The organism is Blastococcus sp. URHD0036 (assembly GCF_000701365.1).
GTDB lineage: Bacteria > Actinomycetota > Actinomycetes > Mycobacteriales > Geodermatophilaceae > Trujillonella.
This window is the reverse complement of record NZ_JNIK01000005.1, coordinates 86552-99231: the sequence shown is the minus strand read 5'-3', so window position 1 is coordinate 99231 and position 12680 is coordinate 86552. Positions and strand designations below refer to the sequence as shown.

11 protein-coding genes are annotated in these 12680 nt (G+C 75.6%); 2 read left to right on the top strand and 9 right to left on the bottom strand.

Going from position 1 to position 12680, the window contains the following annotated elements; genetic code table 11:
* Positions 1–20: 20 nt before the first annotated feature.
* The 7 genes from N555_RS0105225 to N555_RS0105195 all read right to left on the bottom strand — a co-directional run bounded on the left by N555_RS0105225 (position 21) and on the right by N555_RS0105195 (position 8090).
* Entirely contained in the window at positions 21–830 is an 810-nt protein-coding gene (locus N555_RS0105225) for a shikimate dehydrogenase (protein WP_029430442.1), read from the bottom strand.
* The gene (gene mltG / locus N555_RS0105220) at positions 830–2509 is read right to left on the bottom strand and encodes an endolytic transglycosylase MltG (RefSeq protein WP_029430441.1); all 1680 of its coding nucleotides are present in this window, start codon (positions 2507–2509) and stop codon (positions 830–832) included. Before mltG ends, N555_RS0105225 begins: the two co-directional genes overlap by 1 nt.
* A complete protein-coding gene (gene ruvX / locus N555_RS0105215) occupies positions 2506–3168 on the bottom strand; it encodes a Holliday junction resolvase RuvX (RefSeq protein WP_156036199.1) in 663 nt (220 codons plus the stop codon). The genes mltG and ruvX overlap by 4 nt, the downstream gene beginning before the upstream one ends.
* 6 nt (positions 3169–3174) lie before the next feature.
* Positions 3175–5859, bottom strand: a complete 2685-nt coding sequence (gene alaS, locus N555_RS0105210; RefSeq protein ID WP_029430439.1) for an alanine--tRNA ligase — start codon at positions 5857–5859, stop codon at positions 3175–3177.
* A 71-nt stretch (positions 5860–5930) separates the two neighbouring features.
* Positions 5931–6218, bottom strand: coding sequence for a hypothetical protein (locus N555_RS0105205; RefSeq protein ID WP_029430438.1), 288 nt, complete (start codon positions 6216–6218; stop codon positions 5931–5933).
* Complete coding sequence (locus N555_RS0105200) at positions 6218–6643, bottom strand: DUF948 domain-containing protein (RefSeq protein WP_029430437.1); 426 nt, start codon at positions 6641–6643, stop codon at positions 6218–6220. Before N555_RS0105200 ends, N555_RS0105205 begins: the two co-directional genes overlap by 1 nt.
* 112 nt (positions 6644–6755) lie before the next feature.
* Positions 6756–8090, bottom strand: coding sequence for a replication-associated recombination protein A (locus N555_RS0105195; protein ID WP_029430436.1), 1335 nt, complete (start codon positions 8088–8090; stop codon positions 6756–6758).
* A 36-nt stretch (positions 8091–8126) separates the two neighbouring features.
* Between N555_RS0105195 and N555_RS0105190 the strand changes: the two genes are divergently transcribed.
* Together N555_RS0105190 and N555_RS0105185 are read left to right on the top strand one after the other, a co-directional pair.
* A complete protein-coding gene (locus tag N555_RS0105190; protein WP_029430435.1) occupies positions 8127–8981 on the top strand; it encodes an aldo/keto reductase in 855 nt (284 codons plus the stop codon).
* Between the two features lie 116 nt (positions 8982–9097).
* Entirely contained in the window at positions 9098–10600 is a 1503-nt protein-coding gene (locus N555_RS0105185; RefSeq protein ID WP_051683768.1) for an MFS transporter, read from the top strand.
* Here N555_RS0105185 and N555_RS0105180 read toward each other — a convergent pair.
* Together N555_RS0105180 and N555_RS0105175 are read right to left on the bottom strand one after the other, a co-directional pair.
* Positions 10560–11507: a hypothetical protein gene (locus N555_RS0105180; RefSeq protein WP_029430433.1), complete on the bottom strand. Its 948-nt coding sequence runs from the start codon at positions 11505–11507 to the stop codon at positions 10560–10562. The genes N555_RS0105185 and N555_RS0105180 overlap by 41 nt on opposite strands.
* Positions 11504–12595 carry a pyridoxal-phosphate-dependent aminotransferase family protein gene (locus N555_RS0105175; RefSeq protein ID WP_029430432.1) on the bottom strand — a complete coding sequence of 364 codons (1092 nt, stop codon included), beginning with the start codon at positions 12593–12595 and terminating at the stop codon, positions 11504–11506. Before N555_RS0105175 ends, N555_RS0105180 begins: the two co-directional genes overlap by 4 nt.
* Positions 12596–12680: the final 85 nt, after the last annotated feature.

The window sequence follows — 12680 nt, the reverse complement described above, 5'->3', positions numbered from 1 at the left end:
GCCGAGGGTGCCGAGGGCGCTCAGTGCCCCGCTCCCGGGCGCGACTCCAGCGCCCGGCGCATGTCCTCGATCGGCGCCGGGTGCCCGGTCATGAGCTCCACCTGGGCGGTCGCCTGCCAGAAGAGGACCTCCAGGCCGCTGATCACCTGCCCGCCGGCGGCGCCGACCGCCCCGGCCAGCGGCGTGGGCCACGGCGCGTACAGCACGTCGAGCACGGTCTGCCCGGCCCGCCAGCCGAGGTCGACCAGCGCCGGCTGACCGTCGATCGGGACGGTGCTGACCACCACCGGCGCGGTCACGACCGCACCGGCCAGGCGGGAGACCGTGGCCGGGACGCCGAGGGCGTCGAGCACCCGGGTGACCTCACCCGCCCGGGCCGGCTCCCGGACGACGACGTCGACCCGCTCGGCCCCGAGGGACGCCAGCGCCACGGCCGCCGCGACCGCCGTCCCGCCCGCGCCCAGGATGGCGGCGTGCGGGACCTGCTCGGCACCACCGAGCTGCAGCGCCATGCCGATGCCGCCGACGTCGGTGTTCTCCGCCCGCCAGCCCCCGGCCCCGGTGCGCACCAGCGTGTTGGCCGCCCCGAGCAGCGCCGGCAGCCGGTCCACCTCGTCGGCGGCCCGGACGGCGGCCTGCTTGCACGGCATGGTGACCGAGAAGCCCCGCCACTCCGGCCCGAGCCCCGCGATGAGGTCGGCCACCTGGTCGGCGCCCACGTCGAGCGCGTCGTAGGTCCAGTCGGTGAGACCCAGTGCGGCGTAGGCCGCCCGGTGCAGCAGGGGGGAGAGCGAGTGCGTCACCGGGCGGCCTAGGACGGCCGCGCGCATCAGTTCGGGTTGTCCCGCAGCCACTGCTGGAACAGCGCCACGTTCGCCGCGTGCTCGTCGGCGGTCACCGCGAACCGGGTCTCCCCGGTGTCGAGGTTCACCGTGACGAAGTAGATCCACGGACCCGGGGTCGGATTGAGCACCGCGTTGAGCGCGTCCTCACCCGGGTTGCCGATCGCTCCGGGCGGCAGCCCGCGGGCGTAGTAGGTGTTGTAGGGCGAGGGGTTGGCGCGGTCCTCGGCGGTGGTGGTGACGCCGTCCTTGCCGCTGGCGTAGTTGACCGTGCTGTCCAGCTGCAGCGGCATGCCGATGGCGATCCGGTTGTCCAGCACCTGGGCCACCATGCCCATGTCCTCGGGCGACGCGGCCTCGGCCTGCACCAGGCTGGCCTCGGTGATCACCCGGAGGCGCTGGTCCTCGGGCACGCCGAGCTCGTCGAGCGTCTGCACGGTCCGGGCCACCATCGCCTGCAGCATCTGCTGCGGCGTGGTCGCGGGCTCGAAGTCGTAGGTGGCCGGGAACAGCCAGCCCTCGGCCAGGCCGTTCGCGTAGGCCGGCAGCCCGAGCGCGACCGGGTCGGCGGCGACGGCGTTCAGCTCCTCGATCGGCGTCTCGGTCTCCTCCGCCAGGCGCTGGAGCACCCGCGCCACCGTGAAGCCCTCGGGGATCGTGACCCGGGAGAACAGCCGGGTGGCCGGGTCGAGCAGGAGGTCGAGGGCGGCCGCGCCGCTCATCTGCTGGCGCATGCCGTACACGCCCGGCTGGATGCCCGTGGCGGCGGGACGGGTCTCCGCCGCGTCCACGAACGGCCCGACGGAGGCGATGACGTCGGCCTCCACCAGCGTCGACCCGATGTCGCTGAGGGTGTCGCCCTCCTCGACGCGGATGTCCACGCTGCCGGTGCCCTGGCCGGTGTAGTCCTCGTCGGCGGGGTTGACCAGGTCGATCAGCGCCTTGCCGCCGAAGACGATGCCGGCGACGAGGGCGGCGAGGACGACCAGCGACAGGACCACGGCGACCGGACGGCGGCGGCGCGGCTTGGCGTCGTCCCCCGCGGCGTGGTCGTCGTCGTGCGCGGAGTCGTGCTCCTCGTGGTGCTCGGCGGCGCGACGCGCGCGGCGGGACCGCCGCGGGTGGTCGTCGGCGACGACGACCTCGAGGCCACCGGTGTGGTCGTCGAAGAGGGACTCGGCGTCCTCCTCGGCGTGGGCGTCGACCGGCGGGGGCGGCGGAGTCCCGGCGACCGCGGGGTGGGCCACGGTCGGGGCGTCGTCGGGGTCCACGGGAGCGCCGTCGGTGCGGCGCTGCATCCGGGACCAGGTGCTCCGGGGACGCGGGGGCAGCGGCGCGCCGGGGCCGGCCGGCTCTCCCGGCGGCGGCGGGGGCGTGCCGTCGCCCAGCCCGGGCATGCGCCCGGTCGCGTCGTCCGAGGAGGAGTCGGCGGACGAGGAGGAGTGCCGGGCGTAGTCGGCGATCGGGAAGTCGGGCGCCTCGTGGCGGTCGATCACGCCGGCGCGGCGCCGGGGAGGCGCCGGGGCCGGAGGCGCCCACTCCGCCGGTGCGGGCCGGGCGGGGGCCTGCTGGCGGGGCAGGCCGGCGGCCCACGCGCTCAGCGACTGCCCGGCGGCGTCGGGCGCCGCGTGCTGGCCCCGCCCACCGGGCGGGGTCGGCAACGTCACGAGCGCGCCCGTTGGGCGTCGAGATAGGTCTGGAGGATCACCACGGCGGCCTCCTGGTCGATCACGGAGCGCTGCTGGCGGCTGTCCAGCCCGCGGGCCCGGAGGCTTCCGGCTGCGGTCACGGTGGAGAGCCTTTCGTCGACGAGATGCACGGGCACGTCCCCGATGCGCCCGGCCAGTGCCCGAGAGTAGGCACGCGCTTCCCGTGCGGAAGCCCCCGACGCACCTGACAGGTGCCTCGGCTCCCCCACGATCACCTCCGTCACCTCGTGTTCCACCACGAGGGCGGCGATCCGGTCCAGGTCGCTTTCGTCACGGGCGCGCTGGACGGTCTCCAGCGGGCTGGCGAGCAGGCCCGTCGGGTCGGAGAGGGCCACTCCGACGCGCACCGTGCCGACGTCCAGCCCGAGCCGCCGGCCCTGCCGGGAACGGCGCGGCGGGAGGGGCAGCCCGGCCGGCATGCCGGACAGGTCGATCTCGGTCGTCTCGTTGCGGACCGGCGGGAAGCCCGCGCCCCGCAGGTCGATCTCCGTGGTGGGGTGGTGGACCGGCTGCTCCTGCGTCGGCGGCCGGGGCCGCGCCGGCGGCACGGCCGGCCGCTGGACCTTCCGCTCGCCGACCGGGCCGGTCTCCTCCGGGTCCCAGCGCTGCTCGGGCATCTCAGCTCACCTCCGTGCGGCGGTCGCGACCGCCTGCTCGCCGGCCGCCAGGGCCGCGGGGATGCCGCCCGGATCGGTACCGCCACCCTGGGCGACGTCGGCCTTGCCACCGCCACGGCCGCCCACCACGGGCGCGGCCGTCTTGATCAGGTCCCCGGCCGAGAGGCCGAGCTGCTGCGCGGCGGGCGTGAGAGCCGCCACCAGGGCCACCTTGCCCCCCGACTCCGAGGCGAGCAAGACCACCGCGGGACGCTCGCCGAGCCGCCCGCGGACGTCGAGCGCGAGGGTGCGCAGGTCGCCGCCGCCGAGCCCCTCGGGAGCGCCGGTGACGACGGCGACGCCCTCGACGTCCGTCGCGCCCGCGGCGAGGGTGCCCGCCGCGGCGACCGACTGCTGCGCGCGCAGCTCCGCGAGCTCGCGGTCGGTCTCCCGCTGCCGGGCGAGGATGCCGCTGATCCGCTCGGGGAGGCCGTCGGCCGGGGCCTTGAGCAGCTCGCCCAGCTGGCGGACCAGGTCGCGCTCGCGGGCGAGGTAGCGGAAGCCCTCCAGCCCGACGGCGGCCTCGACGCGCCGGGAGCCCGAGCCGACCGACGACTCGCCGGTGAGGGCCAGGGTGCCGATCTGCGCGCTGCCGCGGACGTGGGTGCCACCGCACAGCTCGCGCGACCAGGGGCCGCCGATCTCCACGACGCGGACGTCCTCGGAGTAGGTCTCGCCGAACAGCGCGAGCGCACCGATGGCCTTGGCCTCGGGCAGGGTCATCCAGCTGGCGGTGACCGCGTGGTCGGCACGGACGGCGGCGTTGGCGACGTCCTCGATGTCGGTGCGCTGCTGGGCGCTCAGCGCGCCCTGCCAGGCGAAGTCCAGCCGCAGGTAGCCCGGCCGGTTGTAGGAGCCCGACTGCAGGGCCTGCGGGCCGAGCACCTGGCGCAGCGCGGCGTGCACGACGTGGGTCCCGGAGTGCGCCTGGCAGGCCGACAGCCGCCACTCGCGGTCCACCTCGGCCGTGAGCGTCACCCCGGCGCGCAGCTCGCCCTCGAGCACCCGCACCTGGTGGGCGACCAGGCCCTTGACCGGGCGCTGGACGTCGAGCACCTCCGCGCGGCCGCCGTCCCAGGTCAGCACGCCGGCGTCGGCCACCTGGCCACCGGACTCGGCGTAGAAGGGCGTCCGGTCCAGCACCACGCGGGTGACCTCGCCCGGGCCGGCGACCGTCTCCGCGCCGTCGTCGTCGGTCAGCTCGGAGACGACGGCCAGCACGCGCGAGTCGGTGCGCAGCGTCTCGTAGGCCAGCCAGTCGGTGGGCCCGTGGTCGGCCAGCAGCCGGCGGTAGGCGAGCACGTCGACCGCGCCGGTGCGCTTGGACCGGGCGTCGGCCCGGGCCCGGTCGCGCTGCTGCTGCATGAGCGCGCGGAAACCGGCCTCGTCGACGGTCACGCCCTGCTCGGCGGCCATCTCCAGGGTCACGTCGATCGGGAAGCCGTAGGTGTCGTGCAGCGAGAACGCCTGCTCGCCCGACAGCGACGGCGTCCCCTTCGCCTTGGCCTCGCGCACCGTCGTGTCGAACAGCGCGGTGCCGGAGGCCAGGGTGCGGCGGAACGCCTCCTCCTCGGCGTAGGCGACCGAGGAGATGCGGGCGAAGTCGGTGGCGAGCTCCGGGTAGCTGGCGCTCATCGCGTCGCGGGACACCGGCAGCAGCTCGGGCAGCGTGGCCTCGTCGACGCCGAGCAGCTTCATCGAGCGCACGGCGCGGCGCAACAGCCGGCGCAGGATGTAGCCGCGGCCCTCGTTGCCGGGCGTGACGCCGTCGCCGATGAGCATCAGCCCGCTGCGCACGTGGTCGGCGACCACCCGCAGTCGGACGTCGGCCTCGTGGTCCTTGCCGTAGGTGACCCCGGCGAGCTCGGCGGCCCGGCGCAGCACCGGGGCGACCTCGTCGATCTCGTACATGTTGTCGACGCCCTGCAGCAGGAAGGCCACCCGCTCCAGGCCCATGCCGGTGTCGATGTTCTTCTTCGGCAGCTCGCCGAGGATCGGGAAGTCCTTGCCCTCCCCGGCGCCCCGCTCGTACTGCATGAAGACGAGGTTCCAGATCTCCAGGAACCGGTCACCGGCGCGGTCGACGGCCGGGCCGCCGTCGGGCCCGTACTCCGGGCCGCGGTCGACGTAGATCTCCGAGCAGGGGCCGGCCGGGCCGGGCGCGCCGGTCGACCAGTAGTTGTCCTCCATGCCCAGCCGCTGGATGCGCTCGGGCGGCAGGCCGGCGATGCGCTCCCAGGCCTCGGCGGCCTCGTCGTCGTCCAGGTAGACGGTGACCCAGATCTTCTCCGGGTCGAAGCCCAGCCCGCCGTCCTCCACGCGGCCCGTGATCAGCTCCCAGGCGAGCTGGATGGCACCGTCCTTGAAGTAGTCGCCGAAGGAGAAGTTGCCGTTCATCTGGAAGAACGTGCCGTGCCGGGTGGTCTTGCCGACCTCCTCGATGTCGAGGGTCCGGACGCACTTCTGCACGCTGGTGGCACGCGGGAACGGCGCGGGCTCGCGGCCGGTCAGGTACGGGATGAACGGCACCATGCCGGCGACGGTGAACAGCAGCGACGGGTCCGGCGAGACCAGCGAGGCGCTGGGGACGACGGTGTGGCCCCGGGCGGCGAAGTGCTCCAGGAAACGACGGCGGATCTCGGCGGTCTGCATGTCCTACTCGGCTCTCGGGGTGCGGGGACGGCGTCGGGAGGCGCCGGGGGTGCTGGAGCCCCCGCCGGAGGTCAGCGGTCGGCGGGCGCCGCGCTGTGCCGGCCGGGGAACTCGGCGGCTCCGCGCTCGGGCAGCGGCGCGTCCAGACCGGTGCCCGCCCGCAGCTCGCCCTCCCGCGCCTCGGCGGCGGCACGGACGTCGGCGCCGAACTCGCCGATCGCGTCGGCCAGGTCGCGCAGCCCCTCGACCAGCGCGCCGGCGATGCCCTGCGGGGTCAGCTTCTCGGCGGCGGCCGACAGCTTGCGCACCACCAGGGCGCCGATGGTCACGCCCATCGCCAGCCAGAACAGCCGGCGCATCAGGCGGCCCGCCGGGCGGCACGGCGCGCGCGCCGGGCGTCCTTGTCCCGCTGCGCGGCCTCGGCGAGCGCCACGCCCTCGCGCCGCTTCTTCGCCGCACTCCGGACGCCGTAGCTGAAGGCGGCGACCTTGATCAGCGGGCTCCCGAGGGTCGCGGCCACGACGCTGGTCAGCGCGGCGACGTTGCTCGACACGTTGGCGGCGTTGCCGGTGATGTCGTCGACCCGCTCGAGGTTGGAGTTGACGTGGGTGACCGTGGTGGTCGCCTGCGCCAGGATCGGCGCGCTCTGCTCGCGGACCTGCCGGATGGTCAGCGTGGTCTCGTCCAGCGTGCGGCCCAGCTTGAGCAGCGGAACGGCCAGCAGCAGCACCAGCAGCACCAGCGCGAGGGCTGCGATCAGTCCGGCCCACTCTCCTGCGGACACGCGGCGTCTCCTGTTCGTCGTCCCGAGGCGTTCGCCGGGCTCCCCCGGCGTGGTCACAGTAGTCGGCCGGGCTCCGGGCGCCCCGGCTGACGGGACGGGTGGGACGGACCGGTCAGCGGGAGCGCCTGATGATGGCCCGGAGCTTGCCGAGCCGCGCCGCGATCGGCCCCTCGGCGCCGCGCTGGGTGGGCCGGTAGTAGTCGCGGCCGACCAGGGCGTCCGGCGGGTACTGCTGGGCGACGATGCCGTCGGGGGCGTCGTGCGGATACCGGTAGGTGCCGCCGTGCCCGAGCTTCTTCGCCCCGGCGTAGTGCGCGTCGCGCAGCCCCGGCGGGACCGGGCCGGCCAGCCCGGCGCGGACGTCGGCCACCGACTCCCCCATCGCCACCGTGACGGCGTTCGACTTCGGCGCCGTGGCCAGGTGGACGACGGCGTGCGCCAGCGGGAAGTGCCCCTCGGGCATGCCGATGAAGGCGACCGCGTCGGCCGCGGCGACGGCGGTCAGCAGCGCGGTCGGATCGGCCATGCCGATGTCCTCGCTGGCGGAGATGACCAGGCGGCGGGCGATGAACCGCGGGTCCTCCCCCGCCTCGACCATGCGGGCCAGGTAGTGCAGCGCCGCGTCGACGTCGCTGCCGCGGATCGACTTGATCAGCGCGCTCGCGACGTCGTAGTGCTGGTCGCCCTGCCGGTCGTAGCGCACGGCCGCCTGGGCGACGGCGGTCTCCAGCGTGGCGAGGTCGATCTCGGGGACACCCGCGGCGACCGCGGCACCGGCGCCGGACTCCAGCGCGGTCAGCGCCTTGCGCCCGTCGCCGCCGGCGATCCGCACCAGGTGGTCCTCGGCCTCGGGGCTGAGCGTCACGGCGCCGTCCAGCCCGCGGTCGCTGGTCAGCGCCCGGTGCAGCATCGTGCGGACGTCGTCGTCGGCCAGCGGCTGGAGCGCGAGCACCAGGCTCCGCGACAGCAGCGGGCTGACCACGGAGAAGAACGGGTTCTCGGTGGTGGCGGCGATCAGGCTGACGATCCGGTCCTCGACCGCGGACAGCAGCGAGTCCTGCTGGGTCTTGGAGAAGCGGTGGACCTCGTCGATGAACAGCACCGTCCGCCGGCCGGCGTAGGTCAGCTCGCGCTTGGCCGCGGTGATGACCGCGCGGACCTCCTTGACCCCGGAGTCCAGCGCCGACAACTGCACGAACTGCCGCTTGGTGGCCAGCGAGATGACGTGGGCGAGGGTGGTCTTGCCCGTGCCCGGCGGGCCGTAGAGGACCAGGGACATCGGTTCGTCGGCCTCGACCAGGCGGCGCAGCGGCGACCGGGGGCCGAGGAGGTGCTGCTGGCCGACCACCTCGTCCAGCGACCGCGGCCGCATCCGCACGGCGAGCGGCGCCCCGGGGTCGACCACGGCGCCGTCCGGCGGCTCCGGGTCGTCGAACAGCGAGCTCACGGGTACCGACGCTACCCGCGGGGCAGGACAGTCCCCATGCAGCAGAGACGACTCGGCGACCGGACCGTCAGTGCGATCGGACTCGGCGCGATGCCGCTGTCCACGAAGTCCGATCGGCCCTCGCCCGAGGAGGCCGAGGCGGTGGTCCACGCGGCCCTCGACGCCGGGGTGACACTGATCGACACCGCCGACGCCTACTCGCGGGACGAGTCGGAGTTCGGGCACAACGAGGAGCTGGTGGCGCGGGCGCTGCGCTCCTACGGCGGGAGCACCGACGGCGTGCTCGTCGCGACGAAGGGCGGGCACACCCGGTCCGGCACCGACTGGGGCCTGGACGGCTCTCCTGGCTACCTGCGGTCGGCCTGCGAGGGCTCGCTGCGCCGGCTGGGGGTCGACGCGATCGACCTGTACCAGTTCCACCGGCCGGACCCGGAGACGCCGTGGGAGGAGTCGATGGCGGGGTTGCGGGCGCTGTACGACGCCGGGCTGGTCCGGGCGGTGGGGATCTCGAACGCCGACATCGCGCAGATCGACGTGGCCCGGTCCGTGCTCGGCGGCGCGCTGGTCGCGGTGCAGAACCAGTTCTCCCCCGGCTGGCGGTTCTCCGCCGACGAGCTCGCCCACTGCGCCGACCACGGCCTGGCGTTCCTGCCCTGGAGCCCGTTCGGGGGCATCTCCGCCGCCGGGTCGCTCGACGCCACCGCGCCCGCCTTCGCCGAGGTGGCCGCCGAGCTCGGGGTCTCGGTGTACCGGGTGACGCTGGCCTGGCACCTGGCGCAGTCCGACGTCGTCCTGCCCATCCCCGGCGCGAGCCGCCCGGCGTCGATCGTCGACTCCGCGGCCGCGGCCGACCTCCGGCTGACCGAGGAGCAGCTCGCCCGCCTCGGCTGACGCTCCGCGCCCGACCTGCTGCACGTGGTCGACGCCACTGGGTGGAGCCGCTCCACCGCCGCCCGATGGTTGTACGATGCATCCACTTTCCGTGCCGCAGCGACGGAGGACCCCTCATGCCCCGACGGCCCGACGGCGGGACCCGCCGCGCCGGCCGCCGGGCACCCAGCGGCCTGGTCATCACCGTCCTCGCGCTGTGCGGCACGGTCGCCGCGCTGCAGCAGACCGTCGTCATCGCCGTCCTCCCGGACCTGCCGCGGCTGCTGGACACCTCGGTCGACGACGCCTCGTGGGTCATCACCACCACCCTGCTGGCCGGAGCGGTCGCGACGCCGACCGTGAGCCGGCTGGCCGACATGTACGGCAAGCGCCGGATGGTCATGGTGTGCCTCGCGCTGATGGTCGCCGGCTCGGTCATCGGCGGGCTGGCCGCGTCGCTGCCCCAGGTCCTGGTCGCCCGGGCGCTGCAGGGCGTGGGCACCGCCCTGATCCCCGTCGGGATCGCCGCGATGCGCGACGAGCTCCCGCGCGACCGGGTGCCCGTCGGGATCGCCCTGATGAGCGCGACGCTCGCGATCGGCGCCGGCGCCGGGCTCCCGCTGTCCGGGTTCCTGGTCGAGTACCTGGACTGGCACCTGCTCTTCTGGGTGCCGGCCGTGCTCGGCGCGCTCGTGCTCCTCGCCGTGCCGCTCGTGCTCTCCCCGTCGACGGTCCGCTCGACCCGCCGCTTCGACCTCCGGGGCGCCGTCCTGCTCTCCGGCGTCCTGACCGCGCTGCTGCTCGCCCTCTCCAAGGGCGGGCACTGGGGCTGGACGAGCGCGGCGACGCTGGGCTGCGCCGCGACCGGCCTCGCGCTGCTGGCGGTCTGGCTGCCGCTGCAACTGCGCACCGCGGCCCCGCTGGTCGACCTGCGCGTCGCCGCGCGGCCGCGGGTGCTGATGGTCAACGTCGCCTCGGTCTTCGTCGGCTTCGCGATGTTCGCCAACATGCTGGTCACCACGCAGCTCCTGCAGCTCCCGGAGAGCACCGGGGTCGGCCTCGGGCTGACGACGTTGCAGGCGGGCCTCGTCATGGCCCCGACCGCGGTCGTGTTCGGCGTGATGGCCCCGCTCGCCGCCACGGTGATCCGGCGGACCGGGCCCGGCATCGCCCTGCTCGCCGGCTGCCTGTGGATGGCGGCCGCCTACGCCGCGCGGACGTGGCTGTACGCCGAGGTGTGGCAGGTGCTCGTGGGCTCGCTCCTGGTCAGCGTCGGGACGTCGCTGGCCTACGCGGCGATGCCGACCCTCATCCTGCGGTCGGTGCCGGTCTCGGAGACGGCGTCGGCGAACGGGCTGAACACGCTGCTGCGGTCGGTCGGCACGTCGCTGGCGAGCGCCGTGACGGCCGCGGTGGTGGCTGCGGGCGCCGTCGTCGTCGGAGGTGTCGCGGTGCCCGACGGCGACGCACTGCTCGGGGTCTTCTGGATCGCCGCCGCCGCGTCGCTCGCGGCGGCGGTCGCGGCGCTGGCCGTCGTCCGGCTGCGCGCCGACGACGTCGACGAGGACGACGACTCCGACGAGGCGGCGGCCGCGCCGGCTATCCGGCCCGTCCCCCTGCCGGCGGCGCTGCCCCGCTGACCCGGCGCGCGGCCAGGGCCCCGGCGACGACGGCGGCGGTGACGCCCGCGACTCCCCAGGGCACCAGGTCCCGGGCGTCCGGCGACGAGGCCGCCTCGAACACCTGCCACGCCCCGGACAGCGAGTCGAACAAAGTGTCCGGCAGCCCGGCCCCCGGCCGCAGCAGGGGCTCCAGGTAGACGACCGCGGTCAGCGCGGGCCCGGCGAACCAGGCGAGCACGACCACGAGCGGCCACCAGAGCAGCCGCTGCGGCGGACGCACCCCGGCCACGACGAGCGCCAGCGCGAGCACGGCGGCACCGGACCAGGTCGCGACCCGGTCGAGGGTCGTCAGCGACTGCGGGCCGCTCACCGCGAAGACGACGGCGGACACCCAGGACGGCGCCAGGCCGGCGAGGAGTCCCAGCCCCACGGCCGGTCCGCCGGACCCCAGGAGGGCGCAGGCACCGGCCAGCCAGCCGGCCGCCGCCGCACCGCCCGCCACGGCCATGAGGCCGGTGAGCACCGCCGGGTCGGCCGCGAAGGTCCCGGCGGCCGCGTCCCGCACGACGGCCGAGGACTGCGCGAGCGTGACGACGACGGCGATCGCCACCCCGCCGGCGGTCGCGGCGAGACCCCACCGGCGACGGGCGGCGAGCCGGGTCAGCAGCCCGGCGGCGACCCCGCCGACGAGTCCGCCGACCACCAGCCCGCCGAGCCCTGACGGGTCCAGGGGCAGCGCGGTCGCGTTCCCGGCGTCGCCCCGGGCCGCCTGGGTCAGCAGCCACCCGAGGAACCCGCCGATCCACCACACGGCTGCCGCCAGCGGCAGCAGCGCGACCGCGGGCAGAGTGGTTCCGCGCCGCGCCCGCTCCGGGGTGTCCCCCGGCGGGGTCCCCGCCGCGACCGCCGGTGCGGGAGAGGTCACCGGCCGAGGACCTCGCGCAGCGCGGCCAGCACCAGGGTGACGCGGTCCGGTCGGGCGTTGGCGCCCATCAGGCCGATCCGCCACACGGTCGAGGCGTGGGCGCCGACGCCGCCGCCGATCTCCAGGTCGTACCGCTCGAGCAGCTCGGCGCGGACCTCCGCGGAGTCCACGCCCTCGGGCACCCGCACCGTGGTCAGCTCGGGCAGCCGGTGCCCCTCGGCGGCGAACAGCTCCAGGCCGAGCTCGGCCAGCCCCTCGTGCAGCTGCCGGCCGGCCTCGGCGTGCCGGGCGTGCACGGCGTCCAGGCCCTCGTCGAGGATCCGGCCGAGCGCCGCGTGCAGCGACACGACCATGCCGGTGGGCGCGGTGTGGTGGTAGGTCCGCCCGCCGCTGCCGGCGGCCTCACCGGCGTAGCCGCCGAGCATGCCGAGGTCCAGGTACCAGCTCTGCGGCTTCTCGATCCGCCGCTCCCAGGCCCGGTCGTTGATCGTGAACGGGGCCAGGCCCGGCGCGGTGCCCAGGCACTTCTGCGAGCCGGAGTAGGCGAGGTCGACGCCCCAGTCGTCCAGCCGCACCGGGATGCCGCCGAGGGAGGTCACGCAGTCGGCCAGCAGCAGCGCGTCGCCCTTGCCGGCGGCGAGCGGCTCGAGGTCGGAGCGGACGCCGGTCGAGGTCTCGGCGTGGACGGCGGCGATCAGCTTCGGCGCCGGATGGGCGGCCAGCACGCGCTCCGCGTCGACCGGCTGCCCCCACTCGTGGTCGACCCGCACGACCTCGGCCCCACAGCGGGAGGCGACGTCGACCATGCGCTCGCCGAACAGGCCGTTGACCGCCACGACGACGACGTCGCCCGGCCCCACGGTGTTGACGAAGGCCGCCTCCATGCCCGCCGAGCCGGTCGCCGACAGCGGGAGGGTGCGCCGGTTCGCCGTCCCGAACAGCTGCCGCAGCCGGTCCGACGTCTCGTCGAGGACGCCGAGGAAGACCGGGTCCAGGTGGCCCAGCAGCGGCTGCCCGAGGGCGACCGTGGCCTCCGGGTAGGGGTTGGAGGGGCCGGGTCCGAGCAGGGTGCGGGCGCGCAACGGCATGCCTGGCAACCTACCGAGCAGTCGCGCCGGACCGCCCCCGCCGCCGGGCGCGGCCTCAGAGTCTCCTCAGAGTCGGCTCACGGCC

Coding starts and splice junctions, on each gene's coding strand:
- N555_RS0105185 (WP_051683768.1), top strand. CDS start 9,098: ATGCCCCGACGGCCCGACGGCGGGACCCGCCGCGCCGGCCGCCGGGCA.
- ruvX (WP_156036199.1), bottom strand. CDS start 3,168: ATGCCCGAGCAGCGCTGGGACCCGGAGGAGACCGGCCCGGTCGGCGAG.
- N555_RS0105190 (WP_029430435.1), top strand. CDS start 8,127: ATGCAGCAGAGACGACTCGGCGACCGGACCGTCAGTGCGATCGGACTC.
- N555_RS0105175 (WP_029430432.1), bottom strand. CDS start 12,595: ATGCCGTTGCGCGCCCGCACCCTGCTCGGACCCGGCCCCTCCAACCCC.
- alaS (WP_029430439.1), bottom strand. CDS start 5,859: ATGCAGACCGCCGAGATCCGCCGTCGTTTCCTGGAGCACTTCGCCGCC.
- N555_RS0105205 (WP_029430438.1), bottom strand. CDS start 6,218: ATGCGCCGGCTGTTCTGGCTGGCGATGGGCGTGACCATCGGCGCCCTG.
- N555_RS0105225 (WP_029430442.1), bottom strand. CDS start 830: ATGCGCGCGGCCGTCCTAGGCCGCCCGGTGACGCACTCGCTCTCCCCC.